General features: G+C 45.3%; 18 protein-coding genes. 17 read left to right on the top strand and 1 reads right to left on the bottom strand.

All coding sequences use genetic code 11. The features are described 5' to 3' along the window. Nucleotides 1–36: 36 nt before the first annotated feature. Nucleotides 37–1,368 (top strand): PhoH family protein, encoded by a 1,332-nt coding sequence (locus NSQ57_RS16255; protein ID WP_029517767.1) that lies wholly within the window; start codon nt 37–39, stop codon nt 1,366–1,368. A gap of 101 nt (nt 1,369–1,469) precedes the next feature. Here NSQ57_RS16255 and NSQ57_RS16250 read toward each other — a convergent pair whose 3' ends face one another. Further along, nucleotides 1,470–2,555, bottom strand: a complete 1,086-nt coding sequence (locus NSQ57_RS16250) for a hypothetical protein (protein ID WP_341039646.1) — start codon at nt 2,553–2,555, stop codon at nt 1,470–1,472. Nucleotides 2,556–2,852: 297 nt separating this feature from the next. On the opposite strand from NSQ57_RS16250, the gene NSQ57_RS16245 reads away from it, so the two are divergent. The 16 genes from NSQ57_RS16245 to murF all read left to right on the top strand — a co-directional run bounded on the left by NSQ57_RS16245 (nt 2,853) and on the right by murF (nt 22,463). Then, nucleotides 2,853–3,503: an RsfA family transcriptional regulator gene (locus NSQ57_RS16245; RefSeq protein ID WP_039272257.1), complete on the top strand. Its 651-nt coding sequence runs from the start codon at nt 2,853–2,855 to the stop codon at nt 3,501–3,503. A 126-nt stretch (nt 3,504–3,629) separates the two neighbouring features. Beyond that, a complete protein-coding gene (locus NSQ57_RS16240) occupies nt 3,630–4,589 on the top strand; it encodes a 2-dehydropantoate 2-reductase (protein WP_340956092.1) in 960 nt (319 codons plus the stop codon). Between the two features lie 4 nt (nt 4,590–4,593). Beyond that, nucleotides 4,594–4,983, top strand: coding sequence for a DUF3397 domain-containing protein (locus NSQ57_RS16235; protein ID WP_013311106.1), 390 nt, complete (start codon nt 4,594–4,596; stop codon nt 4,981–4,983). Nucleotides 4,984–5,136: 153 nt separating this feature from the next. Next, nucleotides 5,137–6,840: a peptide ABC transporter substrate-binding protein gene (locus NSQ57_RS16230; protein WP_340932662.1), complete on the top strand. Its 1,704-nt coding sequence runs from the start codon at nt 5,137–5,139 to the stop codon at nt 6,838–6,840. A 197-nt stretch (nt 6,841–7,037) separates the two neighbouring features. Beyond that, nucleotides 7,038–7,970 (top strand): ABC transporter permease, encoded by a 933-nt coding sequence (locus tag NSQ57_RS16225; RefSeq protein ID WP_039272253.1) that lies wholly within the window; start codon nt 7,038–7,040, stop codon nt 7,968–7,970. A 4-nt stretch (nt 7,971–7,974) separates the two neighbouring features. After that, nucleotides 7,975–8,925, top strand: a complete 951-nt coding sequence (locus tag NSQ57_RS16220; RefSeq protein WP_013311103.1) for an ABC transporter permease — start codon at nt 7,975–7,977, stop codon at nt 8,923–8,925. A gap of 11 nt (nt 8,926–8,936) precedes the next feature. Continuing rightward, on the top strand, nt 8,937–9,875 hold the full coding sequence (locus tag NSQ57_RS16215) for an ATP-binding cassette domain-containing protein (RefSeq protein WP_029517761.1): 939 nt from the start codon (nt 8,937–8,939) through the stop codon (nt 9,873–9,875). Nucleotides 9,876–9,997: 122 nt separating this feature from the next. Beyond that, nucleotides 9,998–11,629, top strand: coding sequence for a bacillithiol biosynthesis cysteine-adding enzyme BshC (bshC, locus tag NSQ57_RS16210; protein ID WP_342425026.1), 1,632 nt, complete (start codon nt 9,998–10,000; stop codon nt 11,627–11,629). Between the two features lie 65 nt (nt 11,630–11,694). After that, entirely contained in the window at nt 11,695–12,960 is a 1,266-nt protein-coding gene (locus tag NSQ57_RS16205; protein ID WP_318627862.1) for an adenosylhomocysteinase, read from the top strand. A 332-nt stretch (nt 12,961–13,292) separates the two neighbouring features. Beyond that, nucleotides 13,293–13,730, top strand: a complete 438-nt coding sequence (mraZ, locus tag NSQ57_RS16200; protein WP_013311099.1) for a division/cell wall cluster transcriptional repressor MraZ — start codon at nt 13,293–13,295, stop codon at nt 13,728–13,730. Nucleotides 13,731–13,747: 17 nt separating this feature from the next. Further along, nucleotides 13,748–14,698 carry a 16S rRNA (cytosine(1402)-N(4))-methyltransferase RsmH gene (gene rsmH / locus NSQ57_RS16195; RefSeq protein ID WP_023989455.1) on the top strand — a complete coding sequence of 317 codons (951 nt, stop codon included), beginning with the start codon at nt 13,748–13,750 and terminating at the stop codon, nt 14,696–14,698. Nucleotides 14,699–14,722: 24 nt separating this feature from the next. Then, entirely contained in the window at nt 14,723–15,103 is a 381-nt protein-coding gene (locus tag NSQ57_RS16190; RefSeq protein ID WP_029517759.1) for a hypothetical protein, read from the top strand. Nucleotides 15,104–15,163: 60 nt separating this feature from the next. Continuing rightward, on the top strand, nt 15,164–17,518 hold the full coding sequence (locus tag NSQ57_RS16185) for a penicillin-binding transpeptidase domain-containing protein (RefSeq protein WP_342425025.1): 2,355 nt from the start codon (nt 15,164–15,166) through the stop codon (nt 17,516–17,518). Nucleotides 17,519–17,600: 82 nt separating this feature from the next. Further along, entirely contained in the window at nt 17,601–19,517 is a 1,917-nt protein-coding gene (locus NSQ57_RS16180; protein ID WP_025721601.1) for a stage V sporulation protein D, read from the top strand. 55 nt (nt 19,518–19,572) lie between these two features. Continuing rightward, nucleotides 19,573–21,060, top strand: coding sequence for a UDP-N-acetylmuramoyl-L-alanyl-D-glutamate--2,6-diaminopimelate ligase (locus NSQ57_RS16175; protein WP_029517757.1), 1,488 nt, complete (start codon nt 19,573–19,575; stop codon nt 21,058–21,060). Further along, the gene (gene murF, locus NSQ57_RS16170) at nt 21,060–22,463 is read left to right on the top strand and encodes a UDP-N-acetylmuramoyl-tripeptide--D-alanyl-D-alanine ligase (RefSeq protein ID WP_029517756.1); all 1,404 of its coding nucleotides are present in this window, start codon (nt 21,060–21,062) and stop codon (nt 22,461–22,463) included. Before NSQ57_RS16175 ends, murF begins: the two co-directional genes overlap by 1 nt. The last annotated feature ends 15 nt before the right edge of the window (nt 22,464–22,478 follow it).

Genomic DNA, 22,478 nt, shown 5'->3' with positions numbered 1-22,478 from the left:
ACACGAGATTGTCCACGCCGCTTTGGAGGGGATTTAGTGAAGAAAATTTTTGTGCTGGATACGAATGTGCTGCTGCATGATCCGAAAGCCATTTTTACCTTCAAAGAACATGAAGTTGTTATTCCAGCTGTAGTTCTGGAAGAAATCGACTCCAAAAAACGCAACGCGGATGAGATTGGACGGAATGCCCGCAATGTATCGCGATTGTTGGACGGGTTGAGAGAAGTGGGCCATCTGCATAGTGGCGTTCCACTTCCCCAAGGTGGAAGGCTTAAGGTTGAGTTGAACCACCGAAGTTTTTTGAAAGTTCAGGAGATGTTCGGGGAGGTTTCGAACGATAACCGGATTTTGGCGGTCGCCTTGAATTATCATCTGGAAGAGCAGGAGCAGCCTGAGCCGCGTTCGGTCGTTTTGGTCAGTAAAGACGTGCTGGTTAGGATCAAAGCAGATGTATTGGGACTGCTGACTGAAGACTACCTCTCCGATAGAACAGGCGATTTAAGTGAGCTATACCCCGGATACTCGGCAATACAGGTGCACCCGTCCATCATAGATGAATTTTACTCTAACCGTTTTTTACTAATCAAGTCACTGGAACTACCTTATACACTGTATCCACATGAATTTGTCATTCTGAAAGATGAAATGGGAACTGGAAAATCAGCATTACTGAAAGTTAACCAGGAGGCAGAGCGATTAGAGCCGCTGTACTTAAGTAACGAATCAGTATGGGGAATCAGCGCGCGCAATGCTCAACAGAGGATGGCATTGGAGCTTTTGCTTAATGATGATATCCCTCTCGTGACCATTACAGGAAAAGCGGGTACGGGCAAAACGTTGCTGGCGCTGGCGGCAGGTTTGCTTAAAGTAGAGGATGAACATCGCTTCAAGAAACTGCTGATTGCTCGACCTGTTGTTCCTATGGGCAAGGATATTGGTTATTTACCAGGAGAAAAGGATGAAAAGCTTCGTCCGTGGATGCAACCAATCTACGATAATCTGGAGTATCTGTTTGATGCCAAAAAATCAGGTGATATCGACAAAATTTTGATGGGCTTGGGCAGTATTCAGGTGGAGGCACTTACTTATATTCGCGGACGTTCGATACCTGGGCAATTTATTATAGTCGATGAGGCGCAGAATTTATCCCGACATGAGATTAAAACGATTGTGTCTCGGGTGGGTGAGGGAAGCAAGATCATTTTGATGGGAGACCCGGAGCAGATTGATCACCCTTATCTGGATGCAGCCAGCAACGGTTTAACCTATGTAGTGGAGCGGTTTAAGCAAGAAGGGATTAGCGGGCATATCATGTTGGAAAAAGGAGAACGCTCCAAGCTCGCACAGTTGGCAGCCGATCTGCTATAAAGTCCATATCGTTATTACAAATAACAAGACCTCGGGAATATCCCGGGGTCTTGTTTTATACGCGTGAAAATTCAGAACATTGAAGGCAAGCAAAAGCCAGTTTACTTAAAATTTAATTCGAGCTTAACTTCAAGCATTCCTGCTAAAGTACGTACTTCTGTGGCTTTGACATAGGAAATAAGCTGCTGTGGGTAGAAACCCAGATCAAAATCCCTTTCCAGCTTGTTGCGGGTCGTATCAGGTAGTTCCAGACCATTAAATACTAATCGATCCACATGAAATAAAATTGAATTTTTTGGTTCATTCTCCACCGTGTAGTGACCTTCTACCCTTAATTTCATCGTTCCTTGTTGGCCTTCTACCATAATTTGATCCTGCGCAAATGTAAAGTTGAAGTGATTAAACAATTCATTTTCTGACTTTAAAAAACGGTTAAAGTCCTCTTCACGAATGCTTATCGTAATGACTTTTCCATTTGTAACCATGGCACCTTGTTGTTGTTGAATGAATTGCGGTAAATCCTGCATAGCTTGAGCTAATGCTTTAAAGTGTTTATTTACCTCGTAGACACCTACATTCTCCCAATAAGCTGTCATTTCGCCAATTAGCTTGCGTAGGGTATCCGGGTCATTACTGGCGTTAACGCCGTCATTTACACGCGACTGAAGCAGGACAATGCGTTTACGTTGAGCCAGTAAGCTTGTTTTGACTGTCTCCAATTCCATTGAGGCTTGGGTGACTTGTTGTTCTGTTTTTCGCATAGATTGATAATTGGATTCGTATTCTTGAAGCACATCCTGATCGTGACTAATCAATAACAAGTAGTAATCGTACAGAGAGAGAAGTTGCCTTATACTTTTTGCCCCTAGCACCACACTTAACAGCTTGTCCCTTTCCCCCATATAATAAGATCGCAGCACAGAGCCTGCACGCTTCCGTTGTATGGTCATTTGCTCTTGCTGAACGGTGAGGTTACTTCGCAGTTCCTGCTGGCGCTGCAAAAGAGTCTGTTGCTCCTGACTGATTCGCTCAATTTCATGGTCTATCTCTACAATCGACAGGCTATCTTGTAAAATCTGACTTTCTTCTTGGGAGGGAGCGGCTAGAGTAGGACGTACATAAATGAAAGTTAGCAACATAATGGTGCTCAGCAGGGTGCTGATTGTGATTTTTATTCGTTTGTTCATTTGGTTTCCCCTTTTATGTATTCCCGAAAAAAACTAATAGTAATGTATATGATCCTTTCTGTTTCTTTAACCATTCATTTTATTGTACAGCAGTCTGAGCATGCTTGAAACCCGAAACTGTTTACGTTCACGTATGAGTTCTTGCAGAAATGGAAATACAATTTAGTATCAAATAGATTCTATGAACTCTACGAGAGGCATAGGAATGAATAAACAGCTTTTATACCCTATTCAAATACCGGCAGGATCGGTTCATGAAGACGGTTATTTCAGGATGTTGTTAGGAGGGCTAGAGGCATGACTGCAATAAGACAAGATGCATGGAGTGTGGAAGATGACTTGATATTGGCGGAGGTGACATTGCGGCATATCCGTGAAGGTGGAACGCAGCTTGCTGCGTTTGAGGAGGTTGGACAAAAGATAGGAAGAACCTCTGCAGCATGCGGCTTTCGTTGGAACAGTTGCGTGCGCAAACGTTACGATGAAGCAATTAGCATTGCCAAAGCACAGCGCCAGAAGCGCAGTTATATCCGCAAGCAGAACCCGGTAGGTGTATCACAGGTTGCGGCTTTTGCCTCGCTTGATACAGTTGAAGGTGGGTACAGAACAGATGGTACGAGTGAGGATACATTATCTATTGATGCAGTAATTCGTTTCTTGCGTCAATGGAAGGGATCCGTCCAGGAAACGAATCGGCAGATTAAGATGCTGGAGAAAGATTTACGGGAAAAGGAAGAAGAATTGAATCAGCTTCGCTCCATTAATGACCGGCTGTCCAAAGAAGTGAATGAGGTGCAAACCGACTATCGTGTTGTGAATGATGATTATAAAGCTCTGATTCAGATTATGGACCGGGCTCGGCGCTTGGCTCTAATTACTGAAGATGAGGAAGAGCTTAAATCCAGATTCAAAATGGACGCCAATGGGAATCTGGAGCGCATTGAGTAACAAGATTACTTCTGCAATTCTGAAATAAAACGTCAACTAGCGCTTTGCCGTAGTTGGCGTTTTTTGTATTTCTTTAGAGTGCATATGATATAGTAGAAAAAAAGATGGAAGCGAGACGATACAAAGGTGATTGATATTATTGGAGCGGGTTCGCTGGGATTGTTGTTTGCCGGGAGGTTATCTGCCTCGGGTACAAAAGTAAGGCTGTGGACACGTACACTTGAGCAGGCACGCGTCATTACTCATGAAGGAATTACTGTGTTTGATAAGGAGGGACAGGTGGCAATACATGTGTCCGGAGATAAATTGAAGGTAGCGCCATTGGCAGATTGGCAACGGTTAAATTCACAGGCTCCGGCACGATGGATAATGCTTATGACCAAACAGGGGGCGATTGAGGAAGTATTAGAACAGATCCAGCCTGCAGCTCAAATGGACAGAGCTATAGGAATCGTTTGCTTGCAAAATGGAATCGGTCATATAGAACGCATTAGAAAGGCTTGGCCTAAAGCTGTGGTATATCCTGCTGTGACGACTGAAGGAGCCAAGAGGCAGGGAGTCGCATCTATTGTACATGCAGGATCGGGTGTTACTGAAATAGGTTGTTCGGAGGAAGGGGAGGAGTCGAAGAACAATAATTTTAACCAATGTGTGCTAAATCGGCTGCTTGCAGCAGGATTTGACGCTTGCTTGTCGAAAGAAATCGAGAACGGTATGTATCGCAAGTTGTTGATCAATGCTGTAATCAATCCGCTGACGGCGGTATGGCGAGTTCGTAATGGCGAGCTGCTTTCGCACCCTATTCGAATACATATGATGCGCAGGTTGTACGATGAAGGCATTCAAGTGTATGAAGCTCATGGTATCCACTGGGAAAACGCATGGTGGGAGCAAATTATAAATGTATGCCGGTCAACGGCAGAAAATCACTCGTCCATGCTAGCTGATGTACTTGCACAGTCCATGACGGAAGTTGCTTCAATTAACGGACAACTGGTGCAGATGGCAGATCAGGCTGGGGTTACTGCACCAACTCATGAGGTATTGTGGCAATTAATTGAAGGTATGCGGCTAAAAGAGGGGTGATCAGTTGAGTCTTATACAAGGTACTATTATCACTTTCAGTATTCTTCCCTTTTTTCCGTTTTTGATCGTGTTTGCGGTTTGTCGCTACATTCTTAAAATGGAAAAAAAGAAATCGTTACTTACTTCTATGGATATTACCACGTTTTTTCTGATATTTTCCGTCGCAGCACTCTTTAACGTCATTTTTACATCTCGATTCGGTTTTTATTTGATTCTACTGCTCCTATTACTGGCCTTGGGTTTAATTGGAGGAGCTCAAAATCGAATAAAAGGAAAGGTTGATGGTAAAAGATTATGTAGAGCGGTCTGGAGATTAACTTTTATAGCAATGACATTGGCGTATATTTTGTTGACTGTTGTTGGTATATTTAAGAATATATTCAACATCATGTGATATAAGATGACATGGAATGGTGAAAAAATATGAATTAATCATGTTTTTTTGAAAAAAAAGCTCAATTTGAAGAAATGTAATGTAGATTTTTTTGACCGCTGGTTGTATAATCTATAAACATATACCACTTTAGAACTAGGGGGAAAACGCTAGATGAAAAGGAAAAGCTTTTTAGTCCTTTTGACACTCATTCTTGCAGTTGGCGCATTGCTCGCAGGTTGCGGCTCCAGCAAGAACGATACCAATGGTAAGGGCGCACAAGAAAACACCTCGACTACGCCGGCTCCGGCCGACAAGCAAATTTTGCGCGTTAACCTTTCTTCCGAGCCGCCAACCTTCGATCCGGCACAAGCTCAGGATAGTCAAACGAACGCGGTTCTGAAAACTTTGTATGAAGGTCTCGTACGTATGGGCCCTGACGGCAAAGAAATCCCTGGCGTTGCTGAATCTTGGAAAATCTCTGATGACGGCAAAACCTACACGTTCAAACTTCGTGATACTGCAAAATGGAGTAATGGCGACCCAGTTAAAGCAAGCGACTTCGTATTTGCTTGGCAACGGGTATTGGATCCTTCGACGGCTCCGGCACCTCCATATGCTTACCAATTGTACTATATCAAAAATGCTGAGGGCTACAACCTGAGCACTTCGAAATCTTATAAAGGCACTAAAATTACAGATTTTAAAGATGTAGGTGTTAAAGCTGTTGATGACCATACATTGCAAGTAGAGCTGGATCACCCAACTCCGTACTTCTTAGGATTGACTTCTTTCTACACTTTCTATCCTGTAAATCCTTCTATTAAAGGTAACGATAAGTGGGCTGTTCAGAAAGATAGCATGATTACTAACGGACCTTTCAAATTAACGGCTTGGGATAGCGGTCAAAAGATCGAAGTAACCAAGAACGAAAACTATTGGGGTAAAGACGAAATCAAGTTGAACAAAATTACGATGTCCCTTGTAAACAGTGGTGCAACTGAACTGGCTTCGTACAGAAGTGGACAACTTGATTATGCAGGTATGCCAACAGGTGAAATTCCTACTGACCAAATTACGGCTGTGAAAAACGAATTGTCTAACGAGTTTAAGGCTAAAGGAATTGCAAGTACGTACTACTACCTGTTTAATGTAACTGAAAAACCATTTAACAATGCCAAAATCCGTAAAGCGTTTGCGATGGCTATTCAACGTCAACCGATCGTTGAACGTGTAACAATGGGCGGTCAAATTCCTGCTTACGGCTTTGTACCTCCAGGTATCAAAGGAGTATCTCAAGAATTCCGTAGTGAGAATAAAGATGATTACTTCAAAGAAGACTTCACTGAAGCGAAAAAATTGCTTCAAGAAGGTATGAAAGAGGAAGGCATAACTACACTTCCTACAATAACCATGCTGTATAACTCCAGTGAAAGTCACCAAAAGATTGCTTTGGCAGTAGCTGATATGTGGAAGAAAAACCTTGGTGTGGACGTTAAAACCCAAAATCAAGAGTGGGGCGTATTTATCCAAACACGTAACAAGCTGAATTTCCAAATCGCTCGTGGTGGTTGGTCTGCTGACTATAATGATCCGATGACATTCCTGGATATGTGGACAACAGGCAATGGTAATAACAATGCAGGTTACGCTAACCCTGCATATGATGCTTTGATTAAAGCTGCCAAAACAGAAACTGATCCAGCTAAACGCATGGAAGATTTTGCAAAAGCAGAGAAAATTCTGGTTCAAGATGATATGGTAATGCTTCCGATCTACTACTATTCAAATGTTTCCTTAACGAAACCGAATGTAAAAGACATCGGGCTTGACTTTAGTGGAGCAATTGATTTCACAAGAGCGTATATTACACAGTAACTGAAGCTCAATTCTGAAGTTTGATAGTTACTTCGGGATATATATGTGGATAGAGCCATATATATCCCGTTTTTTTTGTGTGTTCTAGTCTTTACCATCATCATGTAACCATGCAAATAAGTAGATTGGACAGTCCAATTCTATTTCGATAAAATCGAATGGTGTCGAAAAAAATTTATGGGGGGTGTAAACGGGCAATGACGCGTTATTTGATCAGTAAATTCTTCTATATGCTGCTGTCTTTATTCATTCTGATCTCTGCGACGTTTTTTCTCATGAAAGCAATTCCGGGTAACCCCTTCATGAGTGAAAAAGCGACTTCTCCTGAGATTCAAGCCCGGTTAATGGAGCAATATGGGCTAGATAAGCCTGTATATATCCAATATTTCAAATACTTAGGTGATATTGCTTCAGGTGATTTTGGCATTTCTATGAAAAAACTGAATCAAAGTGTTACTGACATTATCGGACAAACGTTCACAGTTTCCTTGAAACTGGGTTTTGTTGCCATAATCGTGTCGATAATTGTCGGTCTTTTGCTAGGTATGCTGGCAGCTTTGTACCATCGTAGGCTCATAGATAACGTCGCAATGATATTAGCTATCATGGGGATTGCGGTTCCCAGCTTCGTTCTGGCATCGTTAATTCAATTTTACTTTGCTCAACAGTTAGGTTGGTTTAATGTTATGGGCTTTGAAGGTCCGATGGATTACGTTCTGCCTGTCGCGGCTCTATCCGCTTCACCGATTGCGTTTATCGCACGACTAACGCGTTCCAGCATGCTGGAAGTGCTCCATGCGGATTACATTAAGACTGCCAAAGCTAAAGGCTTAAAGTCCATTACAATTATGTTCAAACACGTTGTACGTAACGCCATTCTGCCGGTTGTTACCTATGTAGGACCAATGACAGCCAATATTATTACAGGTTCAGTTGTTATTGAACGTATCTTCGGGATTGGCGGTATTGGTAAGGTATTCGTAGATAGTATTACAACCCGCGATTATACCATGATTATGGGAGTTACTATTTTTTACGGTATTTTGCTAATGGTGGCACGTTTTATTACGGATATTGCATATGGATTTATTGATCCGCGGATTAAGCTTACTGGCGGGAAGGAGGGATAACTTTATGTCTGTTAAAGATAATGCTGTGAACTTGGATAAGCTTCAGGTAAAACCGGAAGATTTCCAGAAGGTCGGAGCGGATGAAAAGCAGTCTGAAGTTATTCAGCGCGAAAGCTTGTCCGCTTGGCGAGATGCTTGGGAGCGACTTCGTAAAAATAAACTGGCTATGACGAGCTTGAGTGTTTTGGTTCTCATTGTGCTTGCTTCAATCGTTGGCCCGATGCTGTCCCCATACGATGACCGCACGAATGATTTGTTGAGCACCAATCTTCCTCCTTCGGCGGAACATTGGTTCGGAACAGATGATCTGGGGCGTGATATGTTTGTACGTACTTGGATGGGTGCTCGGATTTCCTTGATTATTGGTTTGGCTGCTGCAATGATTGACTTGATGATTGGAGTTATTTATGGTGGAATCATGGGTTACTTTGGTGGCCGCGTTGATGAAATCATGAATAAATTTTCTGAAATCTTGTACTCCATTCCTTACTTGCTTGTTACGATCCTGCTGCTGGTTGTACTGGAGCCAAGTATTACCACAATTATTATTGCGCTCTGTGTAACGGGATGGATTAACATGTCGTGGATTGTACGTGGTGAGATGTTACAACTTAAAAACCGAGAATTCGTACTTGCTTCCCGTTCGATGGGTGCTGGTGCAGGTCGTTTGCTGTTCCGTCACTTGTTGCCTAATGCGGTAGGACCAATCATTGTCACACTGACTTTGACAGTTCCAAGTGCTATTTTCTCCGAGGCATTCCTGAGCTTCCTTGGATTAGGGGTACAGGCTCCTCAGGCGTCGCTGGGTTCAATGATTGAATCAGCTCTGACCGGGTGGATGTATTACCCGTGGCGGATGCTTTTCCCGGCAGGTTTGATCAGTTTGATTATGCTTGCGTTCAACCTTTTTGGCGACGGCTTGCGTGATGCGCTTGATCCGAAGTTGAAGAAATAGGAGGTGAGATCATGGTGAGTAGCAACAATTTAATTGAGGTTGAAGGTCTTAAAAAGTATTTTAATGTTGGCAAAAACCGTGTGCTCAAAGCGGTGGACAACCTGAATTTCTATATTCGTGAGGGTGAAACGCTGGGTATGGTTGGCGAATCCGGCTGTGGTAAGTCTACAGCGGGTCGTACGATTTTGCGCTTGTATGAACCTACAGCAGGAAGCGTACGTTTTAACGGGACGGATATTTACAAATTATCACCGAGTAAAATGAAAGCCATGCGCCGTGATATGCAGATGATCTTTCAAGATCCGTATGCATCATTGAACCCGCGTTTTACTGTTTCTGATATTATTGGTGAGGCGCTGGATATTCACAATATGGCGGGTAGCCGTGCAGAACGTAAGAAACGGATTGAAGAGTTACTTGATCTGGTTGGTTTGAACCCTGACCATGCAACACGCTATCCGCATGAGTTTTCTGGTGGTCAACGTCAGCGGATCGGTATTGCACGCGCACTAGCGGTTAATCCTAAATTCATCATTTGTGATGAGCCGATTTCAGCTCTTGACGTATCTATCCAGGCTCAGGTTGTCAACCTGCTAAAAGAGCTTCAAGAACGTTTGGGTCTGACATATCTGTTCATTGCGCATGATCTGTCGATGGTTAAGCACATCAGTGATCGGGTAGCTGTAATGTATATGGGTAGAATGGTCGAGCTTGCAGAAAGCGCTGAGTTGTATGCAAATCCGATCCATCCTTATACGAAAATGCTTTTGTCGGCGATCCCACTTCCTGATCCAGAAGTAGAAGCTAACAAAAAACGGATTATTATGCCAGGCGACCAAGCAGGCCCGATTCATGATGCATCTGGCAATAAGACAGGGGCTTATAACCTGGAAAATGCCACGCTTATCGAAGTGTCTAAAGGACATTTTGTAGCTGAGCCTTACGCCTGATCTTGTTTTATGCAACAACCGCCGAGTTATTCGGCGGTTTTTTTTGTAGGAAGCTTTGACGTGGACATGGGCTTTCGGTACAATCAAGCAGTAAGGTTTTGGTGGAGACAGGAGGCAGACCCATGAAAATAATTCCGGAAACGCTTCGCGGAGGGTCGGCTTTGGCAGAAGATTATATACAGGGTACGGGACGCGCAAGCGATTTGTATGAGTATAATGTGCTGCACGCCGATGCTTATGCCCAACGGGCGAAGTGGCTGGATAAGACGGGGCATCTGCGATTAAACCGTAAGGATGTCGTAGCATGTCTTCGTATATACAATGAGAAATACAATTCGCATGAGGCGGTTCGTGCTTCATTGGACCGTCTGGATAGTCCAGATGCCTTAGTAGTAGCTGGCGGACAGCAAAGCGGACTGTTCACAGGTCCGATGCTGGTCATTTACAAAGCCGCTACAATTATTAAGGCAGCGAGAGAAGCTGAGGAACGGCTTGGACGTCCGGTTATCCCCGTCTTCTGGATTGCTGGCGAAGATCATGACTGGGATGAGGTCAATCATACATACGTAATGGCAAATGACCCACAAGCCGTCAAAATCAAGCTGAATAAGCAACTAGAACGCCGTTCTTCGGTTAGTGCGATTAAAGTTGATACTGTTGAGTGGAAGCAAGCGATAGCGGATATAGAGCAAAGCTTGCCAGATTCAGAACATAAGGCTGATATAATGCGCATGATTGAGAACGGATTAACGGACTCATATGGACTGAGTGAAGCCTTTGCCAAGTTGCTGGGCCTTTTGTTCGGTAGCTATGGATTAGTACTTTTGGATTCAGCAGATCCTTCGCTACGCAAGCTGGAAGCATCCGTTTTTAAGCGGCTGGTTCAGCACAATGATGAGTTGGAGCAGGCTTACCGGACGACTGCCACGCGGATCGTAGATTATGGCTATCATTTACAAGCGGATGTGCATGAAGGCGGCGCGAATCTCTTTTATATCCATGAAGATGAACGTTTGCTGCTTTTCAAAAAAGCTGGGCTATTCACAGATCGACACGGTCTGGTGGTGTTTACTGTGGATGAACTGCTTGAAGAGATAGATAGACATCCCGAACGTTTTAGTAATAATGTGCTAACTCGTCCTCTAATGCAGGATTCACTGTTTCCGGTGCTGGCATCTGTGCTGGGTCTAGGAGAGATTGCTTACTGGGCGATTACACGGGATGCTTTCGGGGTGTTGGAGATGCAGATGCCGATACTGCTGCCACGAATGTCTTTTACGTTGGTAGAGTCAGGTGTGGAGAAGCATATGCTTAAGTATGAATTAAGTTTTGGTCAAGTTCGAGACGGACTTGAGGAACGGAAAAAGCAATGGATTGCCACTCAAGATCAGCTTGGAATGCAGGATCAGTTTTCCGGGGCAAAGGAAGCTTTTGTCCGCATGTACGAACCGCTTGTGCAGCAGACAGGTTTGATTGAAAAAGGTTTGCTACGGCTTGGAGAAACCAACCGCGATAAGATTCTGTCACAGATCGCCTATCTGGAGGCAAAAGTTCAGGAAGCGTTGCTTCGACAAAATGAAACAGCACTTCGCCAGTGGGATCGTATTGAATGGTCGCTTTTCCCATTTGGACAGCCGCAGGAGCGGGCGTATACGATCTATCATTTTCTGAATCGTTATGGTCTCAGTCTGATGGATACGATTATGAATGTACCATTGGATTTGACGGGGACGCATCGTGTTATTTATGTATAATTTGTTGTTTTATATAGGATTTATCATGGAATAAAATTTAACCAATTTGAAGGAGGAAACAAAGTATGACTTCCCATTCTCTGCAAAATAGCATAGTTCACGATCTTAAATTGGCTCCTGAAGGTCATTTGAAAATTGATTGGGTAGAAGCACATATGCCGGTATTGAACCGTATACGTCAACAATTCGAGCAAGAGCAGCCTTTTGCTGGTTTGAAGGTAACCATCTGTCTACATCTGGAGGCCAAAACGGCTTATTTGGCTAAAGTGGTACAAGCAGGTGGAGCGCAGGTAACTATTACGGGTAGTAATCCATTGTCCACACAAGATGATGTTTGCGCCGCATTAGTTGAAGATGGCGTTACAGTATTAGCTAAATACAATCCGGACCCAGAAGAATTCAAAAATTTGCAAATCAAGGCACTGGAAACAAAGCCGGATCTCATTATAGATGATGGTGGTGACTTGGTTACTCTGTTGCAATCCGAACGGCCTGATCTGATTTCTACGATCCGTGGGGGAGCAGAGGAGACAACTACTGGCATTATTCGTTTGAAGGCATTGGAAAAAGAAGGGCAACTTCACTTTCCGATGGTGGCTGTTAATGATGCTTACTGCAAATATTTGTTTGACAACCGCTATGGTACAGGACAGTCAGCTTTCGACGGCATTATTCGTACGACTAATCTGGTTGTAGCAGGAAGTACAGTGGTTGTGGTAGGTTATGGCTGGTGTGGCAAAGGGGTTGCAATGCGTGCGAAAGGGTTGGGAGCCAACGTTGTTGTAACCGAGGTTGATCCAATCAAGGCTGTAGAAGCCCATATGGATGGTTTTCATGTGTTACCAATGGTAGAGGCTGCCAAACTGGGTGATTTCTTTATTACAGTAACTGGTAACAAGGCTGTAATTACAGGGGAACACTTTGATGTGATGAAGGATGGGGCTGTGCTGTGTAACGCAGGGCATTTTGATGTGGAGGTTAGTAAGCCTGAGCTTGCTAAACGTTCCGAATCCATTCGTACGGTGCGTCGTAATATTGAGGAATATCGCTTTAAAGATGGACGTAAAATGTATTTGCTGGCAGAAGGACGCCTCGTGAATCTAGCTGCCGCCGATGGTCATCCAGCAGAAATTATGGATACGACATTTGCGCTTCAGGCGCTTGGCTTGAAATACGTGAATGATCGTTATAATGAGCTTGGTAAGGCCGTTATCAATGTACCTTATGAAATTGATGAGCAGGTAGCTCGATTCAAGCTTGATAGTCTGGGAATTCAAATTGACACGTTAACTGAAGACCAAAAGGTCTATTTGGACAGCTGGAACGCGTAATCGGATTTTTTCGTCACGATTTTCGCTGCAAAAGTGTTGTGTTTTTAATGCAAGTGTTTGTTTAGGTTGACATAATGGACAGAGAGTAAGCCCTTTATTCCGTGTGGTTTCGAAACCTGATGCATATTGTCGGGTGCCGGCTTCATGGGATAAGGGGCTTTTTTGTATCTTATGACGCAGGGCTACAATAACAGACATAATGCTATGGATCCAGCTTCTATCACTTTTTGGTAATGAAAAAGAGGTCTTTGATTTTTTAAAGCGAATCTATTATGCTTAGGTGGTGGAAAGTGGGCCAAAGTGGGAGAATGGGGTAAGGGGTGACGAAACCAATGTTTATGGGGGAGTTCCAACATAGCATTGATGAGAAGGGTCGGCTTACTGTACCGGCCAAGTTTCGTGAACTTCTCGGTGCCTCGTTCGTGGTTACCCGCGGGCTGGACCAATGCCTCTTCGTGTATCCTATGGATGAGTGGGCTGTCATGGAGAAAAAACTTAAAGCACTGCCTCTGATGAAGGCCGATGCGCGGGCGTTTACCCGTTTTTTTTTCTCGGGGGCGACTGAATGCGAATTGGACAAACAGGGCAGGGTAAATTTACCGGGGAATTTGTGCGAATACGCCAAGCTTACTAAAGAGTGCGTCGTATTGGGAGTGTCCACCCGTGTAGAGATTTGGAGCAAGCACACTTGGGAGCAATATTTCAACCAATCAGAGGAAGCATTTAATGACATTGCTGAGAAATTGGTTGATTTCAACTTTGAATTGTAATTTAGGAGGTCAGCCGTTTGTTTCACCACATTACCGTACTCAAAGAAGAAGCAACACAGGCACTAAACATCAGGCAGGACGGGATTTATGTGGACTGCACGTTGGGAGGGGCAGGACACAGTTCCGTCATTGCATCACAGCTTGGCCCTGAGGGAAGGCTTATTGCCTTTGATCAGGACGACTGGGCATTGAACAATGCGCGAGAGAAGCTGTCAGCCTATGAAGGAAAAATTTCATTAGTGAAATCTAACTTCCGCCACTTGCAGGACAAGCTGACTGAATTGGGATTGCCCGAAAAAGACGGCGTCCCGCAGGTCCAGGGTATTTTGTTCGATCTGGGTGTGTCCTCGCCCCAGTTCGATGAGGGGGAACGGGGATTTAGTTACAATCATGATGCGCCGCTTGATATGCGGATGGATCAGAGTAGCTCGCTTACGGCTTACGAAATTGTAAATGAATGGTCGGAAGCAGAGATTGCGCGTATTTTGTTTCATTACGGAGAAGAGAAGTTTTCACGACGGATCGCAAAGATCATGATTGAACGTCGATTGAACAAGCCTATTCACACAACAGGGGAACTTGTCGATATTATCAAAGAAGGAATTCCGGCTGCGGCACGCAGAACCGGGGGACATCCGGCTAAACGCAGTTTCCAGGCTTTGCGGATTGCTGTAAATGATGAGTTGGGTGCACTGGAAGATACTTTGCATCAGGCAATAAGATGTCTGGCTCCAGGAGGCAGAATTTCGGTCATTACATTCCATTCTCTGGAGGATCGGATATGCAAGCATATTTTCAAGGAGTATTTGGCGAAAAGCATCTATCCATCTGATTTGCCTATTTTGGAGGACAAAATGATAGGCGATCTGAAGCTGGTGAACCGTAAGCCGATTGTAGCGTCAGAGCAGGAATTGGAGCTTAATCCACGGTCCCGGTCAGCGAAGCTGAGAGTTGCCGAAAAATTGTAAATTTAATGGAGAAGGAGAGGCGACATGGCTTATACACGCGGTAATTTGGCTGTAAAAGAAAGAGCCCGTCAGGAACAGGTTCAGCAACAACGGTATCGTGAGACCACCAAAGTCGTTACACGCCGCAGAGAGCTGCCGATTCGAGAAAAGCTGCTGTATCTATTGACACTTGTAGCGTGCATTGTCATTGCTGGTATGTTGATTGGCAGGTACGCTCACATTTATCAAATCAATTATTCGATTAATACGGCAAGCAAGGACATTTCCAAATTACAGACCAATATCGCCCAACTGAAGATTCAAAAGGAGCGTCTGGAAAATCAGATCGTGCCGACTGCAAAGGAACAGGGATATATCGAACCAACAAGAGAGCCCATTCGTGTGGAAAAGCAGGCTGCCAAATAGTTAAGGGCATAGCATCAAGCTATGCTCTGACGTACATTTTTTTGCAGAGAGGTTTGAGCTATGGTCAAAAGAATAAAGCTTCGTACACTGCTGATAGGGGGATGTATTACCCTCTTTTTTCTTGTTCTGCTACTTAAGGTATTTTGGATTCAAGTTGTGAGCGGGGAGTACTGGCATAACCTGGTAGTTACTCAAGTGGAAAAAGATCAGGTGATTCAGCCCAAGCGTGGAACCATTACGGACCGTAAAGGAAACGTATTGGCTACGGATGCACCGGCTTATACGGTAGTTGTCAATCCTACCATCATTCAGGAGTATGATTTGGAGAATGAGGTTGTAGCTAAGCTACACCAATTACTCAAAACACCTGAGGATGAGCTGAGAAGGCATCTTTCTGCAAAGGATAAAGCGGGGAACTACTTAAAAAACCGCGAGATCCGTAATGGAGGCTGGAAGGTAGATCCTGAGGTCAAGGCACAAGTGGATACGTTCAAAGAGTATTTGAAGGATAAGTATCAAGTAATTGGAGCTGTGGACACTGTTCAAGGATCCAAACGCTATTATCCAGAAAATAAGCTGGCTTCCCATGTTCTTGGCTATCAAAGAAAAGATGGCACAGCAGGTATGGGGTTGGAAGCTTATTATAATAAAGAGCTCTCGGGGACGGCTGGAAAGCTTCTCTATCAGCGGGATCGGAAGGGAGTTCCTCTTCAAGGATCGGGAAGTGTCTATGAGCCGGCACAAAATGGTAAAAATTTAAAGCTGACGATTGACGATACGATTCAGTATTATATAGAGGATGCCATGCAGGAAGCTATAGCAAAATACAATCCGAAAACGATGACTGTGGTAGCGGCTGATCCCAAAACGATGGATGTTCTCGGTATGGCGACCTACCCGAATTTTAATCCCAATACATATGGGAGTACACCTTTGGAATATTTCCGTAATAATGCTACTCAGTCCATCTACGAGCCGGGCTCCACGTTTAAGATTGTCACTTTGGCTGCCGCGGTTCAAGAAAAGGTATTCAATCCGAATGAATCCTACCAATCTGGTATGATTCGGGTCGGAGGCTGGGATATTCGTGACGTAAGCCGTAACTGGGGAACGTTAACTTATCTTCAGGGGGTCAAGCGTTCGAGTAACGTCGGCTTTGTCCATCTGGGGCTGGATAAGTTGGGTGGCGAAAGGCTGAAGAAATATATTAATAACTTTGGATTCGGAGTGAAAACGGGTATTGATCTTCCGAGTGAGTCTACCGGAGCTATCACATTCCATACCCAGTACAAATCTGAGGTCGCAACGGCGTCATATGGACACGGACGTGTCCAGGTGACGCCAATCCAGCAGGTAGCTGCCATCTCGGCAATTGCTAACGGGGGGAAGCTGATGCAGCCTCATCTGGTAAAGGAAATTATAAACCCAGATACAGGCGAAGTGCAGACGATTCAGCCAAAGGAAATCCGCCAAGTGATTACTCAGGAATCTGCAGCTCAGACAAGTAGCTATCTGGAGCAGGTTGTGTCTGACCAGGAAATTGGTACGGGACGCCTTGCTTATATCGACGGATATCGTGTAGCTGGTAAAACAGGTACAGCGACGAAGGTCGTTGGAAAAGTATATGACCATTCGAAGGATGTCGTGTCCTTTATAGGTTTTGCACCGGTAAATGATCCGAAAATGGCTGTTTTGGTTGTTATGGACGAACCTAACAAATCGGTAGGCGGCGGTACAGCAGCAGCGCCTGTATTTAAAAAAATTGTATCCCAATCGTTGCAATATATGGGTGTTCCAAAAACGGGAACTAAAACGAATAAATCAGGTGGCGCTGTTGTAAAAACAGTGAATTTGCCAACGGTACCACAATTAACGGGTCAGGTGAAGAAGGATGCGCAAAACGCATTGCTCAAACAGGGGATTGCCTATGAAACGGTAGGCAAAGGCTCCAAAATTGTTCGCCAGTATCCTGAAGCAGGCGTCAAAATGAAACCCGGACAACGCATTTACTTGCTGACTGAGGATAGTGCCAACATGACTATTCCTGATTTTACAGGTGTTTCGTTGCGTGACACACTTCAAGTTCTAACCCTTATGAGGGTTGGTGTGCAGGTAAGCGGCGAAGGTTATGTCGTCTCTCAAAAGGCGCAAATGGTAAATGGAAAGCGAATCGTCAGTGTGATGCTTCAGCCGGCCAAAGAAACGGTGACCGGAGTGAAACCGGAGGATACACAGGACTCGACCAATGGAGTTGCAGCTAACCAGATTGGGAGCGCAACAAAAACGGAGGCCGATAATAAAAACGAATCCGGTACTACTGCCGAAGCTGGAACAGATGCGGGAACTCCTAAGAGAGGAATATCGGCTGTTGCAGATGAGAAAAGTGCTGCTGAGATTAAAGGCGAGGATAACTGATAGCTTGTTCTTAATGTTCGTTCTTTTGAATATTCATGAGGTAAGACATGTCATGAGTATTTGAGGAACGGAGGGAGCGCGTTTGAAAAAATCTAACGTGACCATGCGGCGAAGGCTGGTATGGGGGCTAATGGGATTATTTGTACTGTTTGCGGCCTTGTCAATCCGGCTCGCCTATGTTCAATTGGGTAAAGGAGGCGAGCTCTCGGCCAAGGCTGAGGATTCGTGGCGCCGCAATATTCCATTTGCCGCCAAGCGTGGCGAAATTTTGGATCGGCAGGGTACGGCGCTGACCTACAATGTCAGTTCGCCCACAGTCATGGCGATACCAGTACAGATTAAGAAGCCGGAAGAAACGGCACGCAGGCTGGCGCCCTTGCTGGATATGAGTGAGGATAAAGTGCTCAAGCTGATTACCAAACGAACAGCAAGCCAAAAACTTCAGCCCGGCGGACGAAAAATTACGATGGAGAAAGCGCAGCAAATTCGTGATTTGAAGCTGCCGGGTATCGTTGTTGCTGAAGACAACAAACGTTATTATCCTTATGGTGATCTAGCCGCTCATATTCTTGGGTTTACAGGAATTGACAATCAAGGGCTGACAGGCGTAGAGAAGCAGCAAAACAGTAAGCTTCGGGGAATTGACGGAAGTATTGCATATTTATCAGATGCAGGTGGTCGTCTGATGCCAGGTTCTTCCGAAAAATACATTGAACCGAAGGATGGACTGAATTTACAATTAACCATTGATAAGTCTGTGCAGTCCATTATGGAGCGGGAGCTTGACCAAGCCATGGTCAAATTTCAGGCGAAGTCCGCGTTGTCTATAGCTATGAACCCCAAGACGGGTGAAATATTAGGCATGGCTGGACGACCAAGCTATGAGCCAGCGCTATACAAGCAATATGCGCCTGAAATCTACAATCGAAATCTGCCTATCTGGATGACATATGAACCTGGGTCTACTTTTAAAATTATTACATTGGCGGCTGCCTTGGAAGAAAAGAAGGTCAATCTCAAAAATGACCGTTTTTTTGATCCGGGATATATTGAAGTCGGTGGAGCACGTCTGCGTTGCTGGAAGAAAGGCGGACATGGGAGCCAAACTTTCCTTCAAGTTGTGGAGAATTCTTGCAACCCTGGTTTTGTAACATTGGGGCAGCGGTTAGGCAAAGAAACACTGTTCAAGTACATTCGCAATTTCGGCTTCGGCAGCAAAACGGGGATCGACATGATTGGTGAGGGCAACGGCATTTTGTTCAAGCTACCTCAGGTAGGTCCTGTAGAACTGGCGACGACCGCTTTTGGTCAAGGGGTGTCTGTCACCCCGATCCAGCAGGTTACGGCTGTATCAGCGGCAATCAATGGCGGTAATCTTTACAAGCCTCACATTACAAAAGGTTGGGTTCAGCCGGGAACCGGAAAAGTGCTGGAAAAAGTAGAACCAGAACTGGTACGTAGGGTCATTTCAGAGGACACCTCCCGACAGGTAAGGGAAGCGCTGGAAAGTGTCGTTGCTAAAGGTACAGGTCGTCCTGCTTTTATTGAAGGCTACCGGGTGGGAGGTAAAACGGGGACAGCACAAAAGGTGATTAACGGGCGTTATTCTTCCTCGGAGCATATTGTATCCTTTATTGGTTTTGCACCGGCAGATGATCCGCAAATCGTCGTCTATACCGCTGTCGATAACCCGAAGGGCATTCAATTCGGCGGGGTTGTTGCTGCGCCAATCGTGCAAAATATTTTAAAGGACGCGCTGATTGCCTTAAAAATACCACCTCGCACCAATCAAATTGCCAAAGAGTACAAGTATGGAGAAAATCCGATCGAAACGGTACCTGATCTGGTAGGTGCTACTGCAGCTGATTTGTACGAAGATATGAATATGAACTTTATGCTCGTAAAATCCGGGTCAGGCAAGACGGTCGTGAGTCAGGCGCCGAAGCCGGGCTCCAGATTGGAGCGGGGATCAACGATCCGTATTTACATGGGGGATTGATAGGTTCATTTTATACCATACTATGAATAACGAGAGAGCAATGGAGGAATGAAAGATGCAGCTTCAACAATTGGCTTCACTGCTGGCCGTCTCCCGTGTCGTGGGTGACGGTACAGTGGATTGCCGAGGAATCGGGGCGGATTCACGTCGAGTGCAACCGGGAGATTTATTTCTGTGTCTGCCAGGTTTTACAGTGGACGGACATGACTATGCTGAGCAGGCAATTGCGTCCGGAGCGGCAGCTTTGGTCGTTGAACGCGAACTGGATGTACCTGTTCCGCAGCTTGTAGTTAAGGATGCACGACATGCCATGGCGGTTTTGGCGGATTATATGTTTGATTCACCGAGCCGACGCATGCGCATGATCGGCATAACCGGAACCAACGGTAAAACAACGATAACTTATCTGATTGAAAAGATCATGAAGGACGCCGGGGTGAACACCGGACTGATTGGTACGATTCAAATGCGTTACGGTGGTCAGTCTTATCCAATGTCTGGCACTACGCCCGAAGCGGTGGAACTTCAACGTTATCTGGGAAATATGGCAGAGCAGGGGGTTCAATGCTGTGTCATGGAAGTATCCTCACATGCGTTGGAGCAGGGTCGCGTCAAGGGAACTGATTTTCGCACAGCTATATTTACAAACCTGACGCAGGACCACCTGGACTACCACAACACAATGGAGGAGTACCGTGCTGCAAAAGGACTTTTGTTCTCTAGGTTGGGAAATGCTTTCTCGCGCGATGCATCAGATAGCAAATATGCTGTTCTGAATGCAGACGATCCGGCTTCTTCCTATTTGCAGGCTCAAACTGCGGCCCAAGTGATTACATACGGCGTGGAAAAGGAATCTGATGTGCAGGCATCTCGTATCACTATTGGTGCCAAGGGAACCTTCTTCCATGTGTCCACTTTTAAAGGAGATACCGATATTGAGCTTCGAATGGTGGGCAAGTTCAATGTGTACAACGCACTGGCGGCCATTACCGCAGCTCTGCTGGAGGGAATTTCGCTGGCGGATATCAAGAGGAGTCTAGAGTCTATCGCAGGCGTAGATGGGCGGGTAGAGCCTGTAGATGCGGGTCAGCCCTTTGCTGTTATTGTAGACTATGCCCATACACCGGACGGATTGGAAAATGTCCTTCGCACCGTAAAGGAATTTGCGGTCGGTAAAGTATGGTGTGTATTTGGATGCGGGGGTGACCGGGATCGTACGAAACGTCCGTTGATGGGGAAAATTGCTGCGCGTTACAGTGATCATTCGTTTATTACTTCCGACAATCCGCGGACAGAGGACCCGAAAGTGATTTTGAAAGACATCGAACAAGGGCTGATTGATGAAGGTATACCCGCAGAACGATACGAATTGATCGTGGATCGCAGAACTGCAATTCATAAAGCTGTTGAAATGGCAAGCCCTGACGATGTAGTATTGATTGCGGGAAAAGGTCATGAGACTTACCAGTTGATCGGAAAAACGGTGCATGAATTCGATGACCGCATCGTAGCCAAAGAAGCGATAAGGGGTTTATCCAAGTGATGAAAAGAACAACCGGTCAGATTGCATCTATGTGTGAAGGAACACTTCACGGAGAAGCGGACGCCGAACAGATAGTCGAAGGCGTTTTTACAGATTCTCGCAGGCCGCAGAGCCAAGGGTTGTTTGTTCCACTCGTGGGCGAACGATTTGATGGGCATAATTATGTGCAGCAGATCGTAAGTGAGGCAGGTGCAGCTGCATTTTTATGGCAAAAGGATCATGGCGTACCTCCGGCTGAGAACGCTATTGAGGTAGAGGATACGTTAGAAGCCCTTCAGCATCTAGCAGCTGCATACTTACGCGAAACTGGCGTTTCTGTCGTTGGGATCACGGGAAGCAACGGCAAGACGACAACGAAAGACATCGTAAACGCTCTGCTGGGCACGACTTTTAAAGTACACAAAACCGAAGGAAATTATAACAATCATATCGGTTTGCCTTTAACGGTACTGTCCATGCCGCAGGATACAGATATTCTCATTCTGGAGATGGGCATGAGTGGACGTGGAGAGATTCGTCTGCTGGCTAATATTGCCCAACCAGATGTAGCTATCATAACGAACATAGGCGAATCGCACTTGCTGCAGCTTGGTTCTCGTGCGGAAATCGCTCGTGCAAAGTTGGAAATCACAAGTGGCCTTAAGCCCGGTGGTTTGCTGATCTACAACGGGGATGAACCACTGCTTTCACAAGTGTTGGCGGAGTCTGAAACGGTCAAGCCTGAAGGTTTAAAATTATTTACGTTCGGGCTAGCTGCAGGCAACGATGACTATCCAACTGAAATCACTTCGGATGGAGAAGGTAGCTTATTCATAACAGCCCAATCTGGCAAAGAGGCTTTCCGACTTCCCTTGCTTGGACAGCACAATGTTGTAAATGGTTTGGCAGCACTGGCGGTAGCGCGTCATTTCAATGTCGATGCAGATCATATACGTAAAGGGTTGTCGTCTTTAAAACTGACGGGCATGCGTATTGAGGTCGTGAACTGTCCTAATGGACTTACTGTGCTAAACGACGCTTATAATGCCAGTCCGGCTTCAATGAAGGCTGCAATTCAGACGTTGTCTGCGTATAAAACGGATGGACGTAAAGTCGCCGTACTTGGTGACATGCTGGAGCTGGGACCTGAGGAAAAGCAATTCCATGAGGAAATTGGAATTTTCGCGGCAAAGCACGACGTAGAGGTACTGTTTACCTACGGTGCGTTAGGCACTTCGATTGCACAGGGCGCGCAAGGGTTGATGCCAGCTGTTAACGTGCACGCTTATACAGATAAGCAAGAGTTGATCCAGCATTTGCGGGTTCATCTCCACGCCAATGATATTGTGCTGGTTAAGGCATCCAGAGGGATGCGACTAGAAGAAATTGTGGATGCGCTGAAAAACGGTCCGCTACAGAACTGATGTTGACGAGAGGGA

The organism is Paenibacillus sp. FSL L8-0502 (assembly GCF_038593055.1).
Classification (GTDB): domain Bacteria; phylum Bacillota; class Bacilli; order Paenibacillales; family Paenibacillaceae; genus Paenibacillus; species Paenibacillus polymyxa_D.
The sequence above is the reverse complement of the archived record's forward strand: the minus strand, read 5'-3'. Positions and strand labels throughout refer to the sequence as shown.